General features: G+C 59.3%; 13 protein-coding genes. 11 read left to right on the plus strand and 2 right to left on the minus strand.

What is annotated here, in order from left to right; genetic code table 11:
- Positions 1-206 precede the first annotated feature (206 nt).
- Together ASE98_RS27145 and ASE98_RS27150 are read left to right on the plus strand one after the other, a co-directional pair.
- Positions 207-2,858: a dermonecrotic toxin domain-containing protein gene (locus ASE98_RS27145; RefSeq protein WP_236707787.1), complete on the plus strand. Its 2,652-nt coding sequence runs from the start codon at positions 207-209 to the stop codon at positions 2,856-2,858.
- Positions 2,859-2,863: 5 nt separating this feature from the next.
- Positions 2,864-5,065: an NEL-type E3 ubiquitin ligase domain-containing protein gene (locus ASE98_RS27150; RefSeq protein WP_236707788.1), complete on the plus strand. Its 2,202-nt coding sequence runs from the start codon at positions 2,864-2,866 to the stop codon at positions 5,063-5,065.
- A gap of 4 nt (positions 5,066-5,069) precedes the next feature.
- On the opposite strand, the gene mnmC is transcribed toward ASE98_RS27150, so the two are convergent.
- On the minus strand, positions 5,070-7,052 hold the full coding sequence (mnmC, locus tag ASE98_RS08105; RefSeq protein ID WP_060540859.1) for a bifunctional tRNA (5-methylaminomethyl-2-thiouridine)(34)-methyltransferase MnmD/FAD-dependent 5-carboxymethylaminomethyl-2-thiouridine(34) oxidoreductase MnmC: 1,983 nt from the start codon (positions 7,050-7,052) through the stop codon (positions 5,070-5,072).
- Positions 7,053-7,187: 135 nt separating this feature from the next.
- Between mnmC and pap the strand changes: the two genes are divergently transcribed.
- From pap to ASE98_RS08120, 3 genes are all read left to right on the plus strand, one after another.
- Positions 7,188-8,696: a polyphosphate:AMP phosphotransferase gene (gene pap, locus ASE98_RS08110; protein ID WP_060540860.1), complete on the plus strand. Its 1,509-nt coding sequence runs from the start codon at positions 7,188-7,190 to the stop codon at positions 8,694-8,696.
- Between the two features lie 102 nt (positions 8,697-8,798).
- Entirely contained in the window at positions 8,799-9,983 is a 1,185-nt protein-coding gene (locus tag ASE98_RS08115; RefSeq protein ID WP_060540861.1) for a thiolase family protein, read from the plus strand.
- Between the two features lie 258 nt (positions 9,984-10,241).
- Positions 10,242-11,204: a DMT family transporter gene (locus tag ASE98_RS08120; RefSeq protein ID WP_060540862.1), complete on the plus strand. Its 963-nt coding sequence runs from the start codon at positions 10,242-10,244 to the stop codon at positions 11,202-11,204.
- A gap of 129 nt (positions 11,205-11,333) precedes the next feature.
- On the opposite strand, the gene ASE98_RS08125 is transcribed toward ASE98_RS08120, so the two are convergent.
- On the minus strand, positions 11,334-12,728 hold the full coding sequence (locus ASE98_RS08125; protein WP_060540863.1) for a class II fumarate hydratase: 1,395 nt from the start codon (positions 12,726-12,728) through the stop codon (positions 11,334-11,336).
- A gap of 192 nt (positions 12,729-12,920) precedes the next feature.
- Between ASE98_RS08125 and ASE98_RS08130 the strand changes: the two genes are divergently transcribed.
- From ASE98_RS08130 to ASE98_RS08155, 6 genes are all read left to right on the plus strand, one after another.
- Positions 12,921-13,445 carry a DUF2059 domain-containing protein gene (locus ASE98_RS08130; protein WP_060540864.1) on the plus strand — a complete coding sequence of 175 codons (525 nt, stop codon included), beginning with the start codon at positions 12,921-12,923 and terminating at the stop codon, positions 13,443-13,445.
- Between the two features lie 12 nt (positions 13,446-13,457).
- A complete protein-coding gene (locus ASE98_RS08135) occupies positions 13,458-13,757 on the plus strand; it encodes a BolA family protein (protein ID WP_060540865.1) in 300 nt (99 codons plus the stop codon).
- A 285-nt stretch (positions 13,758-14,042) separates the two neighbouring features.
- On the plus strand, positions 14,043-14,984 hold the full coding sequence (gene trhO, locus ASE98_RS08140; RefSeq protein WP_060540866.1) for an oxygen-dependent tRNA uridine(34) hydroxylase TrhO: 942 nt from the start codon (positions 14,043-14,045) through the stop codon (positions 14,982-14,984).
- Between the two features lie 36 nt (positions 14,985-15,020).
- Positions 15,021-15,623: a DsbA family protein gene (locus ASE98_RS08145; RefSeq protein WP_177336955.1), complete on the plus strand. Its 603-nt coding sequence runs from the start codon at positions 15,021-15,023 to the stop codon at positions 15,621-15,623.
- Positions 15,616-17,433, plus strand: coding sequence for an ABC transporter ATP-binding protein (locus tag ASE98_RS08150; RefSeq protein ID WP_060540868.1), 1,818 nt, complete (start codon positions 15,616-15,618; stop codon positions 17,431-17,433). Before ASE98_RS08145 ends, ASE98_RS08150 begins: the two co-directional genes overlap by 8 nt.
- 184 nt (positions 17,434-17,617) lie before the next feature.
- Entirely contained in the window at positions 17,618-20,077 is a 2,460-nt protein-coding gene (locus tag ASE98_RS08155; protein ID WP_060540869.1) for an EAL domain-containing protein, read from the plus strand.
- The last annotated feature ends 70 nt before the right edge of the window (positions 20,078-20,147 follow it).

Consider the following 20,147-nt stretch of genomic DNA (forward strand, 5'->3'; position numbering starts at 1 on the left):
GGAGTTTTATATCGATCGGTTATAAGCAGGTGTGACGGACGAATGGCAGGCAATGCTCAAACGAGTGTTGAAGTGGCGGTAAATAATGCTGCGATGCATGGGAATAGTTGCTTGGATGCGCGCGAATCGGACCCGGTATTCGAATTATTCTTCGGCGTTCGCAAGCATTAGGCTGACAGATTCTGGACGCAATAAGGACATTGCACATGCTGCCTACCGCAATCACGGCACCCGCTGTCGTTACAGTCACTTCCGAACAACGCCTTGAGGCTTTACTGCTCCATACGGCTGACCTGGACAAAGCCCAAGCTCTACAGCAATCCATTCCCCAATGGCTGATCGCGGCCGACCTGAGCGTGGTGCAGGGCCTGAAGACCGCGCTGGAACAGAGTCAGCCTTGCTACACCAAGGCCACGCAAGTACTCGCAAGACTCAAACCGCTGGATGAGTTCTGCAAGCAGGAACTGACGAGTAAGCTCAAGGAAAAGTGGAGCACCGAGGTCGACGTCGAGCGTGACACCCTGGAGATCATCAAATCGAAGTTTAACTCGACAGGGCTGGCTCCTATCGGTTTCCTGGAAGGGACCACCACCACATCCCGCAGTCTGCTTCAGGCTGCAATGGAGAACTTCACATCCGCGGAAACCAGGACTGGAGGCATCCCCACGCAGTCGTTGATAAAAATCAACAATCAGCCCCAGTCAGGCTCGCAAATCACCCCGGGCAATTTCGCCACGCTTTGCCGTGAGCTTGATCTCGGTACCCGCTACCAGACTCACATCAATGACGTTCTGAAACTGCCGGCCAAACCTGTCGCAGATGCCCCCGTCGATGTTCGCGCGTCCACCAGCGATATCCGGCAACTGAAGCTGCTGGACATGCAAGTTGCTGTTCATATCGCCTACCTGAAAAAGCACATCAGCAAAGATGCGTACACCATGCTGTTGAGTGTGATCGAACAGAATCTCCCGGCGGCGCAATGCACAGAGGCGCGCTTTGATGGCGCTGCGGTGATCTGGCAAGGCTTGACGGTTCACGACTGCTGCATTTGTAGCGCGCTGATATTCAGCAGGGCGTCGATCGATACCGCCCCCTTGGCCAAGTGTGTTGTGTATATGCCGAACGAACCCCGGCGCCCCTTGTATGAGTACCCCTCTCTGAAGGATTTCAAGGACTATCTCGAGCTCCACTTGCAAAGCAAGAGTTACAAAAAACACTTTGTCGAGCATTACCTTCCTGGTCCGGACAAGAGCGATTTCTTCACTCATTTCAACAAAGATCGCAAGTTAGGCACGCTCGTCGCCATGCCTGTCGATACTGACGTGGCAGACTTTTTGTTCAGTGCGTTTCTCAGCAAAACCCAGAAGGACGCGCGCAACCTTGCCGTACCGACGGCGGATGTCGATGAGCAGCAACGGGAAAAAAATATCCAGGCATTGCTGGATGCAGGCCTGTTACTGCTCAATGCCGCCGCGTTTTTTGTGCCGGTGATTGGTCAGGTGATGTTGACGGCGGCGGTGGTCGAAATCGTCAGTGAAGTCTATGAAGGTGTGCAGGACTGGTCGCACGGCGAGCATCATCAAGCGCTGTCGCATCTGCTCAATGTGGTGGAAAGCCTCGCGCAAATGGCTGCCTTTGCGGCAGGCGGCAAGATCGTTTCGGCAGCCATCAGCAAAGGCGTGAAAGAACAGGCGGCATTCTTCGACGGCTTCGAGGCAGTGACCCGCGCTGATGGTAAAGCGAGGCTTTGGAAGCCGGACCTTGAGCCCTATCGGCAAGCCTCGACGCAGGCCGCGGACTTGCAGGCGGATTCGCAGGGCATCTACCGCGATGGCGAGCTCACATCGATCAGCCTGGATGGGGCCAGCTACCGCGTTTCCCGCAATGCTGCGCAGCAGTCATGGCAGATCAACCATCCCGGGCACTCGGACAGATTCCAGCCAGCCATCGAAAGAACCGTGGAAGGCGGCTGGCGGCATGCCTACGAGCATGCCCATGAATGGCCTGACGGCGCTTACGCGCTGCGACGTACGGCTCCGCGCCTGAGCGATCTGGGTGACGATCTGACGGCGATTGCCGACATCACTGGAATGTCACCCGCCAGCTTGCACCGTTTGCACGAAAGCAACCTCAATCTGCCGCAGCGGTTCAATGATTGCGTCGAGCGTTTCAGGCTGAACCGCAGAGTCAACGCGGTAATCAGTGCCATGGAGCAGGGCGAGACCGCGAACACGGACTATGTGCAGGAGCAATTGCAGACCTTGCCAAGGTTGCCTGGCTGGCCAGCGGAGCGCTTCATTGAAGTGCTCGGAGAAGGAGAAGGAGAAGGAGAAGGAGAAGGAGAAGGAGAAGGAGAAGGAGAGGCGAAAGGGAATGTCTCACGCTTTCCGCAAACCGCGTCAGCGGTTGATAAGGTTAACTGCCTGGAGGTTACCCAGGCGGAACTTGACTCGGGTCGGTTGCTCGATAGGGTCATCAGTGACCTGCACGAGAATGACGTCGAAGCGCTGATCGGCTCAGCGCAGACCGCCACGAAATCGCAACTGTTGGCCGGGAAAATCGCTGCGCACCTCAAAAGTGATCGCCAGCCATTGCTCGATTGGCTCTATAGCGCCCATGACGGCACCGCCACGTCGCTACGCTACGCGAACAGTTCCCTGACCTTCCCAACCGGGTCAGTCAGGAGTTGCTCGATAATGCCTCTGCCCGAGATCGCACCTTTCTCAAAGAACGCAGGATCGGGTTGGACCTGGCGCAACAGGCCCGGGAGACCCAGTTCGCAATCAGGCAGGATCGAGCACTTGCCGGATTGCACCAGCCACAATTGGCAAATGCCGACACTGACAATCTGGCCCTGAGATTGATGGATCAGTTGCAGGGCTGGGATGACGATTTGCGCCTGGAAGTACGCCAGGACTCGGAAAGTGGCACGCTGCTGGACAGCGTGGGCAAAGAAGGGGCGTCACAGCGCAAGATCATCGTCAAAACCTCCGGCGGCTACCAGGTCACCTCAATCGATGGTGCTTCGTCGCACAGCAAAACTTCCAGGCACCTGGTTGAGTCGATCTACCATGCATTGCCGCAAAGCCAGCGCACGCGCATGTCCTTCACGGGCGTCGACACCGTGGATATCCACACGCTGCGCTCACGATTGTTTGCGGCCGCCGCTCGTGACCCTCAGCGTACCGGCAAGCTGCTGCGCAATGAGCGCAGTGAGGTCGCGCAACACCTTACCGGGTGTACCCAGGCGGATCCGCCCGCTGCGGGTTCTTACGCAAGAGCACTGGTTCGCAAAGTCAGAAAACTATACCCCACGTTCACTGATGCCCAGGTGTCCGCCTTTCTCGATGAGGCGGGCAGCGATATGACGTCACGGGTAACCCGGCTCAAGGAGCTCAAGCAGCAGCTCAAGGCCTTCCTCAAGGGGCTGTACGCGTGGCGCGACGATGAGGTGCAAATGGCCAAATTGCCGGGGCAGCTCAATGATATTCGGGTCGGCCGACGCCATGTGGCCAATGCCATCGAAAATTGCTGGCGCCGTGTAACGCCGCCGCGCTGGCCGCAAGACCCGGCGCTGACCACGCTCAAGCTTGAGGGCGAACCGGTAGGGCAACTGCCGACACTGACCGAGCAGGATGTCGCCCATGTGCGCATCCTTTCCATCAAGGATATGCAAGCGGGCGATGAACTGGCGTACTTCCTCAAGCCTTTCAAAAACCTGACCCGACTGGATCTGGACCGCAACAAGCTCACGCGATTGCCCGAAGCGCTCTCGCACATGCCGGCGCTGCAGCACTTGAGTCTGGATGGCAATCAGGTGGCACTGACCGAGCACACGCTGCGCAAGCTGGCCGATATGCGCGAGCTGCGTACCTTGAGGCTTACCGGCAACCGTCTGGGGGCCACGCTCGATGTTGGTAAAATGTTCAATTTGCAGGCGCTGTACCTGAACGATACCTATGCCACGGAGTTTCTCTTGGGGATAGGTAGTCTGCCCAATCTGGACATGGTGGACTTGCGTGGCAACGAGATTCGGGAACTGCCGCAGTGGGTGTTTCAACTCCCGGATCGAGTCGCCCAGGCCATCAACCTTCGTCTGAACCCATTGTCCACCGCAAGTCGAGCGAGTCTGACCACCCATAGAGACGCCACGGGCCAGGGGATGGGGTTCATCGCTAATGATGAGGCAATGATCAATGAACAAAGGGCCAGAGACTTGTGGATACCAAAATCGACCGAAGAACTTTATGCCAGTCGTAACCGCACGTGGCTCGCGCTGAAAAATGAACCCGCTGCCGGTGAGTTCTTTCGACTGCTGGCACAGGTCGCAGGCACGGCGGATACCCGCCATGTACGCGAAGACATGACTCGCCGGGTATGGACTGTGATCGACGCCGCTCAGGCCGATTCGGCTCTACGCGAGCAATTGCTGCCGATGGCCATGAGGGCCAACTGCTCCGATTCGGCGGCCATCATTTTCAGTAAACTTGAAGTGGCCGTCGAAGTCGACAAGGTGGTTCGCCAGGCCGTCAACGCTCACGACAGGGCGGCTCGCTTGTTGCAACTGGGTAGACGCCTGTTTCGCCAGGACTATCTCTCCAAAATAGCCAAGGAGGAGTTCACGGCCGATCCCAAGCTTGATCCGGTTGAGGTGGAGCTGGCTTATCTTACCGGTCTGGCCGAAAGGCTCGACCTGATCGGTCAGCCCAAACATATGAGGTATGCATCGCTTGCCGGTGTCACCCCGGCGAAACTCGATGCGGCGTATAACCGGGTCGTCAGCGCGGAGCTCGCGCCAGGGCTGGTGGAGTTCCTGAGCAAGCGCCCGTTCTGGAGCGACTTTTTGCGTGAACACCACCCCAGGCAATTCACCGATGCCGCCACACCCTTCCACCCCCGTGTGCAAACGGCCTTCGAAAATCAGGAAACGCTTGGAGAAAATTATCGCAAGAAGGTCGACGGCATCATGGCAGAGATGCAAAAAGCTGAATCACAGTTGCTGCAAAAATTGACCCGGGAGGCTATCAAGGCCGAGGACTTGAAGACCTGCTTCGCCCTGGATTGAGCCTTCAGGACTTGCCGCGGATCAAGCGTCGCAAGGCAAAACGGTTGGGGTGACAGGCCTCTGCCACGGCCCTTGGCAGTGGCAGAGGCTCATCATCAAGCCACGCAGCCAGCAGTTCGCCGGATAATGGCGCGGTAATCAACCCTCGCGAGCCGTGACCGCTGTTGACGTACAGGCCATTGAGCCACGGGCAAGGGGTGTCCGGGGTTTGCCGGGCATCCTTGCTCAGGGCTTTATAGACGTCTGCAAATTCCGAGCTGTCTGCCAACGGACCGACAATCGGCAGGTAATCGGGGCTGGTACAGCGAAACGCTGCACGGCCTTCGAGCGCTTCGGGTTGCAGGTTCGCGGCACCAAGGCGTTGGAGCAGGTCGAGGGAAATTTCCTCGAGCATCTTCAGATTGCCTTCGTGTTCGGCGGCAGTCGGTGTCAGGTCGTCATTGTTGAAATCAAAACTTGCACCCAAGGTGTGTTCGCCCAGCCGTGCCGGGGCGACATAGCCCTCGGCGCAGACTACGGTGCTCAGGCTCTGGCTGGCAGAGGTCTGGGACAAGCGGGTGATCTGTCCGCGAATGCGTTTGAGTGGCAGATCGCGACTGAAGGAAAACCGCTTGATCTCGGCGGCACCGGCCAGCACCACCACCGGGGCCTCGGCGAGGAGCCTGTCTCCCTCCCAGGCCTGCCATTTTCCGTTTGTCTGGCGCAACTCGAGTACATCGTGGTGGGTCAATAGCTGGATGTTCGGGTGTGCGGCTTGCCATTGGCACAACGCGGGGGGATGCACCCAACCGCCTTCGGGATAGAACAGCCCTCCCGATTGCAAATGGACGCCGGCGCGGATTTCGGCGTGTTCCCGATCGAGCACCTGCAGCAGATCGTCGGGAAACGCCGCCGCCAATTGCGCCTGACGCTCGGCTTCCTTGGCATTGAAAGCCAGTTGCAAAACACCGCAAGCGTCCCAGTCGACCCCGCGTTGCAGGGACTCCAGCAGACGACGGGTGTAGCCGAAGCCGCTGACGATCAATTGCGACAAGGCCGTGCCGTGGGCGGACAGCTTGAGATACAAAACACCCTGCGGATTGCCCGACGCTTCCCGGGCGAGGGCGTCGTGACGCTCCAGCAGACTGACCTGCCAGCCCCGCGCGGCGAAACTGGCGGCGCTGGCGCATCCGGCCAGGCCACCACCTATCACCAGTGCTCGGCGCTCACCGGCCAAGGGGGCGGGGCGGGCGAACCAGGGTTTGGCCTGTGCCGGTGACGCTACATCCAGCGGCCAACCGAGGAACTCGCCGCGCAGGATTTCCCATTTGTGGCCGATACCCGGCGTGCGTTTCATCTTGAAACCGGCAGCGTTGAGCAAGCGGCGTACCCAACCGGTGCTGGTAAAGGTGCTGATGGTCGAGCCTGGGGCGGCGAGACGTGCCAGTTCGGCAAACAGTTCGGCGGTCCACATGTCCGGGTTTTTCGCCGGGGCGAAGCCGTCGAGGAACCAGGCGTCGATTCGTGCGTCCAGTTGCGGCAGTTGTTCAAGGGCATCGCCGATCAGCAGGGTCAGGGTGACGCGGCCGTTGGCCAGGGTCAGACGCTGAAAGCCCTGATGGATCGCTACGTACTGCGCGAGCAATTGATCGGCAAACACCTTGAGTTCCGGCCACAGCGCCAGGGCGCGTTGCAGGTCGGCGGGGCTCAGCGGGTATTTCTCGACGCTGACAAAGTGCAGTCGCGCACCGGGCGCTGCGTGTTGCTCGAAAACCTGCCAGGCACACAGGAAATTCAGCCCCGTGCCGAAACCCGTTTCGCCGATGACCAGGCGCCCGCCCTGCGTCAGGGCGGCGAAGCGTTCCGCCAGGCGATTCTGCTCGATGAACACGTAGCGTGTTTCGTCCAGCCCCGACTTATCGGAGAAATAGACATCGTCGAACACTCGCGAATACGGGCGACCTTGGTCGTCCCAGTCGAGCTGGGCGTGGGGCAGTACAGGTTTCATGACAGGCTCGGCAACGGCAAGAGCGCCATTCTAGCTGATCGGCGTGCTGCCCAAGGTCGCGATCTTTTGACCTTTTTGCTCAACCGTGACTCTTTATCTCCGCTAGTCTTGCTCACATCTGGAAGGGAGTTACCCATGTTTGAGTCTGCCGAAATCGATCACGCCATCGACAAAGAAACCTATGACGCTGAAGTACCGGCGCTGCGCGAAGCGCTGCTCGAAGCGCAGTTCGAGTTGCAGCAGCAGCGGCGGTTTCCGGTGATCATTTTGATCAATGGTATCGAAGGCGCCGGCAAGGGTGAGACGATCAAGTTGCTCAATGAGTGGATGGACCCACGCTTGATCGAGGTCCGCACCTTCGATCAGCAAACCGATGAAGAACTGGCGCGACCAGCGGCCTGGCGCTACTGGCGGATGTTGCCGGCCAAGGGCCGCATGGGGATTTTCTTCGGCAACTGGTACAGCCAGATGTTGCAGGGGCGGGTGCATGGCGAGTTCAAGGACCCGCGGCTCGATCAGGCCATCAACGCCGCCGAGCGCCTGGAGAAGATGTTGTGTGACGAAGGCGCGCTGATCTTCAAATTCTGGTTCCACCTCTCGAAGAAGCAAATGAAGGCGCGTCTCAAGGCCTTGGCCGACGACCCGTTGCACAGCTGGCGCATCAGCCCGCTGGACTGGCAACAATCGCAAACTTACGACAAGTTCGTGAAATACGGCGAGCGTGTCTTGCGCCGTACCAGCCGTGACTACGCACCCTGGCATGTGATCGCCGGGATGGATGCGCACTATCGAAGCCTGGCGGTGGGCAGGATACTGCTCGAGGGCCTGCAGCAAGCACTGAAACGGCCCCGGGTTCACCCGGAGAAAGTCAGCGCCGCCCCGGTAGTTCCCAGTGTCGATCAAGTGAACCTGCTCGACAGCCTGGACCTGACCCTGCGCCTGGAAAAGCAGGATTACGAGCAACAGTTGATCACCGAGCAGGCGCGGCTTTCCAGGTTGATGCGTGACAAGCGCATGCGCCGCCACGCGCTGATGGCCGTGTTCGAAGGCAACGACGCCGCAGGCAAGGGTGGGGCGATTCGCCGGGTGGCGGCGGCACTGGACCCACGTCAGTACAGTATCGTGCCGATCGCCGCGCCCACTGAAGAAGAGCGCGCGCAGCCGTATCTGTGGCGTTTCTGGCGGCACATTCCGGCGCGGAGCAAGTTCACCGTGTTCGACCGCTCCTGGTATGGCCGGGTGCTGGTGGAACGTATCGAAGGTTTTTGCAGCGCGGCGGACTGGTTGCGTGCCTACAGTGAAATCAACGATTTCGAAGAACAGCTGGAGGAGGCCGGGGTAATCGTCGTGAAGTTCTGGCTGGCCATCGACAAACAGACCCAACTGGAACGTTTTCAGGAACGCGAGGAAATTCCCTTCAAGCGCTTCAAGATCACCGAAGACGACTGGCGCAACCGCGACAAATGGGACGACTACCGCGCAGCGGTCGGTGACATGGTCGATCGCACCAGCACGGAAATCTCGCCGTGGACGCTGATCGAGGCAAATGACAAGCGCTGGGCGCGGGTCAAGGTTCTGCACACCATCAACCAGGCGCTGGAAGAGGCCTTCGAAAAATCCGACAAGCACAAAGGCCGCAAGTGAGCCGATGGTTACGCATACGCGGGGTGAATGATTGTCGCAGTCGGTGAAGGGCTGGACTTATGCTCGGTCCACTCTCAACCGACAACAACAATGAGGTATGCCATGCGTGAAGTGGTGATCGTCGACAGCGTGCGGACCGGGCTGGCCAAATCCTTTCGCGGCAAATTCAACATGACCCGCCCGGACGACATGGCGGCGCATTGTGTAGACGCCTTGCTGGTGCGCTCCGGTATCGACCCGGCGATTGTCGAGGACTGCATCGTCGGCGCCGGTTCCAACGAAGGTGCCCAGGGCTTCAACATCGGTCGCAATGTCGCGGTGCTGTCGCGCCTGGGCATCGGCACTGCCGGCATGACCCTCAACCGCTTCTGCTCGTCGGGCTTGCAGGCGATCGCCATCGCCGCCAACCAGATCGCCTCGGGTTGCAGCGACATCATCGTCGCTGGCGGCGTCGAGTCCATCAGCCTGACCATGAAAAGCGTCAACACCGACAACCTGATCAATCCGCTGCTCAAGGAACAGGTGCCGGGCATCTACTTCCCGATGGGGCAGACCGCTGAAGTCGTCGCCCGACGCTATGACGTCAGTCGCCAGGAGCAGGACTTGTACGCCCTGCAGAGCCAGCAACGCACGGCCCGGGCGCAGGCCGCCGGGCTGTTCGATGATGAGATCGTGCCGATGGCGGTGAAGTACCGCGTCGAAGACAAGGCCAGCGGCCAGGTGCAGATCCTTGAGGGCATTGTCGATCGTGATGACTGCAACCGTCCTGACACTACCCTGGAGAGTCTGGCCGGGTTGAAACCGGTGTTCGCCGAAGATGGGTCGGTGACGGCCGGCAACTCTTCACAACTGTCGGACGGCGCTTCCATGACGCTGGTGATGAGCCTGGAAAAAGCCCTGGAACTGGGGCTCAAGCCCAAAGCGTTCTTCCGTGGGTTTACCGTGGCTGGATGCGAACCGGACGAGATGGGTATTGGCCCGGTGTTTTCGGTGCCGAAACTGCTCAAGGCCAAAGGCTTGCAGGTTGCCGACATCGATCTGTGGGAACTCAACGAAGCATTCGCTTCGCAGTGCCTGTACAGCCGTAACCGGCTGGAGATCGACAATGACCGGTACAACGTCAATGGCGGTTCGATTTCCATCGGCCATCCATTCGGCATGACCGGTTCGCGCCAGGTCGGGCACCTGGTTCGCGAGTTGCAGCGACGTAATCTGCGTTACGGCATCGTCACAATGTGTGTAGGTGGCGGGATGGGGGCTACCGGGTTGTTTGAGGCGGTGCGTTAAGCCTGGATGTTCCTCGTTGTCAGTTAGATAGCCATCGCTGGCAGGCCAGCTCCTACAGGGAATTTGTGGCCGTACGCAGATTTTGTGCGCGCGGCAGATTCACTGTGGGAGCGGGCTTGCTCGCGAAGGCAGGCGCCGCGGTCTTTTACTTTACGACCCGCACAGTTTCATTCGCGGCGAGCACCCAACTGTCCCTGTGTGCCAAACGCCTCTGCCCTTAGAATGACCACTCTTGCCACTTGGGCTTTTGGGGTTCGCATGCACATTTCTTCGGGTCGCTGGGTGTACGGTCTGTTCCTGGCCTTGTTGACCGCCCTGCTGTGGGGAATCCTGCCGATCAAGCTCAAGCAAGTGCTGCTGGTGATGGACCCGGTGACCGTGACCTGGTTTCGCCTGCTGGTCTCCGGTGGTTGCCTGTTCATCTATCTGGCGGCGACCAGGCGCCTGCCTAGCCGCAAAGCCCTTGGCCCGCGCGGTGGCTGGCTGGTGCTGATGGCGGTGCTCGGCCTGGTCGGTAACTACGTGTTGTATTTGATGGGCCTGAACCTGCTCAGCCCCGGCACGGCACAACTGGTGGTGCAGATGGGGCCGATCATGCTGCTGATCGCCAGCCTGTTTGTGTTCAAGGAGAGGTTCAGCCTGGGGCAGGGCATTGGCTTGCTGGTGTTGCTGATTGGCTTCGTGCTGTTCTTCAACCAACGCTTGAGCGAGCTGTTGAGTTCGCTGACTGATTACACCGCCGGCGTCCTGCTGGTGCTGCTGGCGTCCACCGTCTGGACCTTTTATGCCCTGGGGCAGAAGCAGTTGCTGTCGGTGTGGAATTCATTGCAGGTGATGATGGTGATCTACCTGTTTTGCGCGCTGTTGCTGACGCCCTGGGTGCATCCGCTCGAAGCGCTGCAACTGAGCCCGCTGCAAGGCTGGCTGTTGCTGGCGTGCTGCATGAACACCCTGATCGCCTATGGTGCGTTCGCCGAGGCGTTGGCCCACTGGGAAGCTTCACGGGTGAGTGCGACATTGGCGATCACGCCGTTGGTGACCTTCGCGGCCGTCGCGATGGCTGCGTGGTTATGGCCGGACTATGTGCACGCCGAGGCGATCAATGGTCTGGGGTATGGCGGCGCGGTGCTGGTGGTGCTGGGGTCGGCGCTGGTGGCGTTGGGGCCGTCGTTGATTGCCGGGCTCAAGGCGCGGCGTGTGCGCATGGCGGTGGGACGGTAGACCGCGTTATCGTTCATCGCTGGCAAGCCAGCTCCCACAAGGTTGTGTTGATCACAGTTTTTGTGAACGACACAAGACCCTGTGTGAGCGGGCTTGCTCGCGAAGACGGACTAGCAGGCGCTACAAGACTCAGCCCTTGGCCCCAGCCTCGAGCATATTCTCCGGCCTTACCCAGGCATCGAACTGTTCATCGGTCAGATACCCCAGCTGCAGTGCCGCTTCACGCAAGGTCAACCCTTCGCTGTAGGCCTTCTTGGCAATTTCCGCTGATTTGTCATAGCCAATGTGCGGGTTGAGGGCAGTCACCAGCATCAAGCCACGCTCCAGGTGCTCAGCCATTTTCTCTGCATCCGGTTCCAGGCCGGCGATGCAATGCTGCTGAAAGTTGCTGCAGCCATCGCCCAACAGACGGATCGACTGCAGCAGGTTATGGATGATCACCGGTTTGAACACGTTCAGTTGCAGGTGACCCTGACTGGCGGCAAAGCCGATGGCAACGTCGTTGCCCATCACCTGGCAGGCCAGCATCGACAGCGCTTCACACTGGGTCGGGTTGACCTTGCCCGGCATGATCGAGCTGCCCGGCTCGTTGGCCGGCAGTCGAACCTCGGCGAAACCTGCGCGCGGGCCGGAACCGAGCAGGCGCAGGTCGTTGGCGATTTTCATCAGGGTCACGGCGAGGGTTTTCAGCGCGCCGGACAGCGTGGTCAGCGGCTCATGCCCGGCCAGGGCGGCAAACTTGTTCGGCGCGGTAACGAACGGCAAACCGGAAAGGGCTGCCAGTTCGGCGGCGATGGCTTCGCCGAAGCCGTGGGGCGAATTCAGCCCGGTGCCGACCGCAGTGCCACCCTGGGCCAGTTCACACACAGCGGGTAATGCGCTGCGGATCGCCCGTTCGGCGTAATCCAGTTGCGCGATGAATGCCGATACTTCCTGGCCAAAGCTGATGGGGGTCGCGTCCATCATGTGGGTGCGACCGGTCTTGACCAGTTTCATATGACGGGCGGATAGCTCCGCCAGACCACCGGACAGTTCGCTGATTGCCGGTAACAGATGCTGCTGCACGGCCTGGGCTGCGGCGATGTGCATGGCCGTGGGGAAGCAGTCGTTGGAACTCTGGGAGCGATTGACGTGATCGTTGGGGTGTACCGGAGACTTGCCGCCGCGGGGGTTGCCCGCCAGTTCATTGGCGCGACCGGCGATCACTTCGTTGACGTTCATGTTGCTCTGGGTGCCGCTGCCGGTTTGCCAGACCACCAGCGGGAACTGGTCGTCGTGCTCGCCGGCGAGCACTTCGTCGGCGGCCTGTTCGATCAGCCGGGCAATATCGGCCGGCACATCCCCATTGCGATCATTGACCCGTGCCGCGGCTTTCTTGATCAGTGCCAGGGCATGCAGTACCGCCAGCGGCATACGTTCGGTGCCGATGGCAAAATTTATCAGCGAGCGTTGTGTCTGAGCGCCCCAATAGGCTTCATCGGGGACTTCCACCTGGCCAAGGCTGTCGGTTTCGATACGGCTCATCTTGCTCACTCCTGTAGGTCCGATTGCGCAGTTTAGGCCGTGCTGGACGGCCGGGGTTCCATCAATGTCGATTTGATCCATTCAACCCCTCTAATTCAGGCGCGACAAGGCTTGGGGTTGAGCGACACACTTTTTTAGGCGCAGAATGGACGCCCTTGGGGTTTTACCTCGCCTGCTAGAAAAGGAAACTCGATGACTCGTCTACGTGCCATCTGTACCGCGGTTGCACTGGTTTGCGCCAGCGGCCAGGTTTTTGCCGATACCGCCAGCCACAACGCCAGTGCCGAGGCTTTTCTGACCATGGCGCACGCTGACAAACTGGGCACTCCGGTGTACATGCAAGTTCAGCAGATGTTTGCTCAGCGTTTCGCACAGACCAAAGCCCCTGAATCGAAAAAAGCCGTACTGGAAACCTACCAGGCCAAGGCCAACGCCGCTCTGGACCAGGCCATTGGCTGGAACAAGCTGAAACCGGACATGGTCAAGCTCTACACCAGCAACTTCAGTGAATCCGAACTCAAGGATCTGGTTGCCTTCTACAAGTCGCCACTGGGCAAGAAAGTCCTGGAGAAAATGCCGCAACTGACCCAGCAATCGGCCCAGATGACCCAGGCCAAGCTGGAAAGCGCGGTGCCTGTGGTCAACAAGCTGCTGGCGGACATGACCACTGAGCTGACGCCAAAAGACGCAGCCGCGCCAGCCAAGAAAAAGCCTTAAGCGGAGTTCGGTATGACCATGCAACAACGCATCGAATCGACGCTGGGCCTGCTGCAGCCCGAGCATCTGCAAGTGCTGGATGAGAGCCACATGCACAGTCGTGGGCTTTCGTCCCACTTCAAGGCTGTGGTTGTCAGCGCGCAGTTCGAAGGCCTGAGCCGGGTCAAGCGCCACCAGAAAGTCTACGGCACGCTTGGCGAGCTGATGGACGAGTTCCATGCGTTGGCGCTGCATACCTACACGCCGGAGGAATGGGCACAGATCGATGCGGCTCCGGCGTCGCCGACCTGTGCCGGTGGCAGCAAGCATTGATGTCAAGGGCTGGAGGTCTGAGGGCTGAGGGCTGATGATTGCAGGGCTGTTGTGGTGAGGGGGGCTTGCCCCCGTTCGGCTGCGCAGCAGTCGTAAATCCGGATATCTCGATTGGTCTGAACTGATGGTGGGGGGCCGCTCCGCGGCCCAACGGGGGCAAGCCCCCTCGCCACAGTCCAAATGCCTCAGTATTTTTGTTAGACTAAGCAGCGCGCCGCTAACCCGGCGCGTTTTTTTTCATATCCGGTTCACCCTTTGCGAGGGTAGCCACCTGGAGATTTACCCATGACACAACAGATTGTCGTGGCGGCACTGTATAAGTTCGTCACCCTGCAAGATTACGTCGCCCTGCGCGAGCCGCTGCTGCAAGCAATGGTCGACAACGGCATCAAGGGCACCCTGCTGATTGCCGAAGAAGGCATCAACGGCACGGTGTCGGGCAGCCGCGAAGGTATCGACGGGCTCATGGCCTGGCTCAAGAACGACCCGCGCATGGACGACATCGACCACAAAGAATCGTATTGCGACGAGCAGCCGTTCTATCGCACCAAGGTCAAGCTCAAGAAAGAGATCGTCACCCTCGGCGTCGAAGGCGTGGACCCGAACAAAAAGGTCGGCACCTACGTCGATCCGCAGGACTGGAATGCGCTGATCAGCGACCCTGAAGTTCTGTTGATCGATACCCGTAACGATTACGAAGTCTCGATTGGTACCTTCGAAGGCGCCATCGACCCGAAAACCACCAGTTTTCGCGAGTTTCCCGACTACATCAAAGCCAACTTCGACCCGGCCGTACACAAGAAGGTCGCGATGTTCTGCACCGGTGGTATCCGCTGCGAGAAGGCGTCGAGCTTTATGCTCAGCGAGGGCTTCGATGAGGTCTACCACCTCAAGGGCGGCATTCTGAAGTACCTCGAAGAGGTACCGCAGGAACAGACCAAGTGGCAGGGCGACTGCTTCGTGTTCGATAACCGCGTGACCGTGCGCCACGACTTGAGCGAAGGTGACTACGATCAGTGCCATGCCTGCCGTACACCGGTCAGCGTGGAAGACCGTGCGTCCGAGCATTACGTGGCCGGCATCAGTTGCCCGCATTGCTGGGATAAGCTGAGTGAAAAGACCCGTCGCGGTGCCATCGACCGGCAAAAGCAGATCGAACTGGCCAAGGCTCGTAACCAGCCTCACCCGATCGGCTACAACTACAAGCAAGTAACCTCCGAGGCCTGAACCATGTCCGCGCGCCTGCTCTATGTGATGGACCCGATGTGTTCCTGGTGCTGGGGCTTTGCCCCGGTAGCCAACGCACTGGTGGAGCAGGCGCAAGCTGCTGGCGTTGACGTCCACCTGATCGTGGGCGGGCTGCGTACCGGCAACGGCGCAGCGCTGGAGCCAGGCACCCGGCGTTATATCCTTGAACATTGGCAGGCGGTCACCGAAGCCACCGGCCAACCGTTCAAATTCGAAGGTGCGTTGCCTGACGGCTTTGTCTACGACACCGAACCTGCCTGCCGGGCGCTGGTGACGGCGCGCGGCCTGGCGCCGGATTGCGCGTGGACACTGTTGGGGCTGATTCAGCAGGCGTTTTATGCCGAAGGTCGCGACGTCACCCGTGCCAGTGTGCTGGTGGAGTTGGCCGAGCAGGCCGGCGTACCTCGGATCGAATTTGCTGCAGCCTTCGATCGTGCCGATATGCACGCTGCAACCAATGCGGATTTCAGCTGGGTGCAGGACTTGGGCATAGCCGGTTTCCCAACCCTGCTGGCTGAGCGTAACGGTCAGTTGGCATTGTTGACCAATGGCTATCAACCGCTCAGTGAGCTGTCCCCGCTGCTCGGCCGCTGGCTGGAGCGTGCTGCCTGTGCCTGATTTGCCCGACGATAGCCCTGCAGCAAAACGTGTCGACCGCCTGAGCTGGGCGGAAATCCGCCGCCTGGCCCTGCATCACAAGAAATCCCTGTGGATCGCCAACGGCGTGGCCGTGCTGGCAACCTTGTGCAGCGTGCCGATTCCGTTGCTCCTGCCGTTGCTGGTAGACGAGGTGTTGCTGGGCCACGGTGACGCGGCGTTGAAGGTCATGAACCACGCCTTGCCCGACGCCTGGCAGAAAGCGGCGGGCTACATCGGCCTGATGCTGCTGGTGACCTTGATCCTGCGTTGCAGCGCCTTGTTGTTCAACGTGGTGCAGGCGAAATTGTTCGCTGGGCTGGCCAAGGACATCGTCTATCGTATCCGCATACGCCTGATCGAACGGCTCAAGCGTATCTCGCTGGGCGAATACGAAAGCCTGGGCAGCGGCACGGTCACGACCCATCTGGTCACCGATCTGGATACCCTGGACAAATTCATCGGCGAAACCCTCAGTCGTTTCCTCGTGGCCATGCTGACCCTGGTCGGTACCTCCGGCATCCTGATGTGGATGCACTGGAAGCTGGCGCTGCTGATTCTGCTGTTCAACCCGCTGGTGATCTACGCCACGGTGCAGTTGGGCAAGCGCGTCAAACACCTTAAGAAGCTCGAGAACGACAGCACCTCGCGCTTCACGCAGGCCTTGACCGAAACCCTCGATGCGATTCAGGAAGTACGTGCCGGCAACCGCCAGGGGTTCTTCCTTGGTCGCCTGGGGCAGCGCGCCCGGGATGTGCGCGATTATGCGGTCAATTCGCAGTGGAAGACCGATGCGTCGAACCGGGCCAGCGGCTTGCTGTTCCAGTTCGGCATCGATATTTTTCGTGCTGCCGCCATGCTCACCGTATTGTTCTCCGACCTGTCCATCGGCCAGATGCTCGCCGTGTTCAGCTACCTGTGGTTCATGATCGGTCCGGTGGAACAATTGCTGAACCTGCAATACGCCTACTATGCCGCCGGCGGAGCGCTGTCACGGATCAATGAGCTGCTGTCCCGTGCCGACGAGCCCGAATACCCGGGCGGAGTCGACCCGTTTCACGGTCGCGAAACCGTCGGGATCGAGGTCCAGGGGTTGAGCTTCGGCTACGGTGAGGAACTGGTCCTGAACCAGATGAACCTGTCCATTGCCCCCGGTGAAAAGGTCGCGATCGTCGGCGCGAGTGGCGGCGGCAAGAGCACCCTGGTGCAGCTGCTGTTGGGTTTGTACACGCCATTGGCCGGTACCATTCGCTTCGGCGGTTCGACTCAACAAGAGATCGGCCTGGAAACCGTGCGGGAAAATGTCGCCGTGGTCCTGCAGCATCCGGCTCTGTTCAACGACACCATCCGCGCCAACCTGACCATGGGCCGCGAGCGCAGTGACGAAGCCTGCTGGCAGGCACTGGAAATCGCACAACTGCACATTACAGTCCGACAATTGCCCAATGGCCTGGACAGCATCGTCGGGCGCTCCGGCGTCCGTTTGTCCGGCGGTCAGCGGCAACGCCTGGCCATCGCGCGGATGGTGCTGGCCGAGCCTAAAGTGGTGATCCTCGACGAGGCCACCTCCGCGCTGGACGCCGCCACCGAGTACAACCTGCACCAGGCCCTGGCGCGTTTCCTGAGCAATCGCACCACGCTGATCATTGCCCATCGACTTTCTGCGGTAAAACAGGCGGACCGGGTACTGGTGTTTGATGGCGGTCAAATCGCCGAAGATGGCGACCACCAGCAGCTGATTGCCGATGGTGGCTTGTACGCAAAGCTGTATGGGCATTTGCAGCAGTTGTAGCGCAGCCGGCAGGGTTTATCGATCTCCGTTTGAATACAGCAAGCCGTTGCGCACCCGAAGTTCACCACCATGGCGAATCGTCCGGGCAAGAGCTGAAGCTTGCCGGGAATGGATTCGCCACCTAGTCTAGCGATAGCAATTATCGTCCGGATGGCGATTGAGCAGTGCTAAGACAAGGGACCTCATGAATCAAACGCGGACTCTCGGAACGCCACGGTTGTTGGGCATCGTCTGGCCATTCATTGCCGTTGTGCTATTTCAGGCCCTGCTGGGTGGGGTCAGCCTTTATGTGCTGTCGGCGGTCCGTGGCTACGTTGCTGGTGAAAGCCTGTGGTCCAAGGGACAGAAAGACGCCATCTATTACCTCAACCTCTACGCTGACAGTCGCGATGAGGCAATTTTCCGCAAATATCAGAACGCCATCGCGGTGCCCCAGAGTGGTCATGAGTTGCGCTTGGCGCTGGACCAGCAACCCCCGGACATCGAGGTTGCGCGACTGGCAATCCTCAAGGGTGGCAACCACCCGGACGACGTCTCCAGCGTGATCTGGCTTTACCTCAATTTTCGTCATTTCAGTTATCTGGAAAAAGCTATCGAGCGGTGGATGGTCGGTGATACCTATCTGGTCCGGCTCGAAGAAGTTGCACAGCAAATGCATCTCGGCATCAGCGCCGATCAGGCATCCGAGGCTGATATCCGGCGCTGGAAGGAGCAGATTTTCGTTATTAACGATGGCGTGACTCCAGCGGAGAAAGCCTTCAGTGACGCCCTGGGCGAAGGCTCGCGGATGATTCTGCGTCTGCTGCTGGTCACGAACCTGGCCACAGCGCTGGGCCTGATCGTATTGGCCTTGTTGCGCACCCGTAAACTGCTCAAGCAACGCCATGCTTTCGCCGATGCCCTGCAGTTGGAGAAAGACCGCGCACAAATCACTTTGCAGTCGATTGGCGATGGGGTGATCACCACGGATGTTTCAGGCGCTATCGCCTACATGAACCCGGCCGCCGAAGCGTTGACCCACTGGAAAGCCGAGCAAGCCACAGGGTTGCCGCTGGCGGCGCTGTTCAATCTGCTGGACGAAAATGCCCAGACGGATGGCTTTACCCTGATCGAACATATCTTGAGCGGTCAGTTGAGCGGTGGCAGTGACCATTCCCGGCTGATCCAGCGCCTGGACGGCAGCACGGTGGCGGTTACCCTGGTGGGGGCGCCGATCCTTAACGCGGGTAAAGTCAGCGGCACTGTGCTGGTGCTGCACGACATGACTCAGGAGCGGCAGTACATCGCCAATCTGTCCTGGCAGGCGACCCACGACGCCTTGACCGGGCTCGCCAACCGTCGCGAATTCGAGTACCGCCTGGAGCAGGCGCTGCACAACCTGACACGGCACGCCGGACGCCATTCGCTGATGTTCCTGGATCTGGATCAATTCAAGCTGGTCAACGATACCTGCGGTCACGCGGCGGGTGATGAGTTGCTGCGACATATCTGCGCGCTGTTGCAATCGGGTCTGCGTGAAGGCGATACCCTGGCCCGGTTGGGCGGCGACGAGTTTGGTATCCTCCTGGAAAACTGTGCGCCAGAGGCCGCGGAAAAGATTGCCGAGAGCCTGCGCCAGACTGTGCAGAACCTGCATTTCGTGTGGAAGGGGCGTCCATTCGTCACCACCGTCAGTGTCGGGCTGGTGCATGTTACGCAGATCCCGACAACGCTCGAAGCTTCACTGCGTGCTGCCGACATGGCCTGCTATATGGCCAAGGAAAAGGGGCGTAACCGCGTTCAGGTCTATTACCCGGACGATTCGGAGTTGTCCCTGCGTTTTGGCGAAATGGCCTGGGTACAGCGCTTGCACATTGCGCTGGAAGAGGACCGGTTCTGCCTGTACGCCCAGGAAATCGCACCCTTGGGCCATACCGAACACGGCAGTGGACATATCGAAATCCTGCTGCGCCTGCATGATGAAGCCGGGCGCATGATCCTGCCCGACAGTTTCATTCCAGCGGCCGAGCGCTATGGTCTGATGAGTTCCCTTGACCGTTGGGTGGTAGAGAACGTGTTCAAGATCATTGCCCAGTGTCAGGCCGAGCAGAGCGCGGCGGCGCTGGCCATGTGTGCGATCAATCTGTCAGGCACGACCATTGGTGATGAGGCTTTTCTGGACTTCCTCCGTGAACGGTTTGTTACGTACTCGATTCCCCCTGAAATGATTTGTTTTGAAATTACTGAAACCAGTGCAATTTCAAATCTTGGCAGCGCTATCAGATTTATTAATGAACTCAAAAGCTTAGGCTGCCATTTTTCGCTCGACGACTTTTGTGCCGGAATGTCCTCGTTCGCGTACCTGAAACATTTGCCTGTAGACTTCCTGAAGATCGACGGGAGTTTCGTAAAGGATATGCTGGACGACCCGATTAACCGCGCCATGGTCGAAGTGATCAATCACATCGGTCATGTCATGGGTAAGCGTACGATTGCAGAGTTTGTCGAAACGCCTCAAATCGAGCAGGCATTGCTGGAAATCGGGGTGGATTATGCTCAAGGGTATGTCATTGAACGCCCGCATCGGTTTACCTGCGATAGCTTGCTAAGTCGTCCTGCCAGGCCCCAGCCTTTGTTGTTCAAGGCCCCTGGCACGTTCCGTTGAAGTCTCTTGTCGATCTGAACAATCACAATCAAAAGGAGCTCGACAGTGATCGACACATTCAACAGAACCG

It is taken from the genome of Pseudomonas sp. Leaf48 (genome assembly GCF_001421885.1).
GTDB lineage: Bacteria > Pseudomonadota > Gammaproteobacteria > Pseudomonadales > Pseudomonadaceae > Aquipseudomonas.

What these genes read in the sequence shown, in the direction of transcription:
- ASE98_RS27145 (WP_236707787.1), top strand. Translation starts at nt 207, where the DNA reads ATGCTGCCTACCGCAATCACGGCACCCGCTGTCGTTACAGTCACTTCC.
- ASE98_RS27150 (WP_236707788.1), top strand. Translation starts at nt 2,864, where the DNA reads ATGGATCAGTTGCAGGGCTGGGATGACGATTTGCGCCTGGAAGTACGC.
- mnmC (WP_060540859.1), bottom strand. Translation starts at nt 7,052, where the DNA reads ATGAAACCTGTACTGCCCCACGCCCAGCTCGACTGGGACGACCAAGGT.
- pap (WP_060540860.1), top strand. Translation starts at nt 7,188, where the DNA reads ATGTTTGAGTCTGCCGAAATCGATCACGCCATCGACAAAGAAACCTAT.
- ASE98_RS08115 (WP_060540861.1), top strand. Translation starts at nt 8,799, where the DNA reads ATGCGTGAAGTGGTGATCGTCGACAGCGTGCGGACCGGGCTGGCCAAA.
- ASE98_RS08120 (WP_060540862.1), top strand. Translation starts at nt 10,242, where the DNA reads ATGCACATTTCTTCGGGTCGCTGGGTGTACGGTCTGTTCCTGGCCTTG.
- ASE98_RS08125 (WP_060540863.1), bottom strand. Translation starts at nt 12,728, where the DNA reads ATGAGCCGTATCGAAACCGACAGCCTTGGCCAGGTGGAAGTCCCCGAT.
- ASE98_RS08130 (WP_060540864.1), top strand. Translation starts at nt 12,921, where the DNA reads ATGACTCGTCTACGTGCCATCTGTACCGCGGTTGCACTGGTTTGCGCC.
- ASE98_RS08135 (WP_060540865.1), top strand. Translation starts at nt 13,458, where the DNA reads ATGACCATGCAACAACGCATCGAATCGACGCTGGGCCTGCTGCAGCCC.
- trhO (WP_060540866.1), top strand. Translation starts at nt 14,043, where the DNA reads ATGACACAACAGATTGTCGTGGCGGCACTGTATAAGTTCGTCACCCTG.
- ASE98_RS08145 (WP_177336955.1), top strand. Translation starts at nt 15,021, where the DNA reads ATGTGTTCCTGGTGCTGGGGCTTTGCCCCGGTAGCCAACGCACTGGTG.
- ASE98_RS08155 (WP_060540869.1), top strand. Translation starts at nt 17,618, where the DNA reads ATGAATCAAACGCGGACTCTCGGAACGCCACGGTTGTTGGGCATCGTC.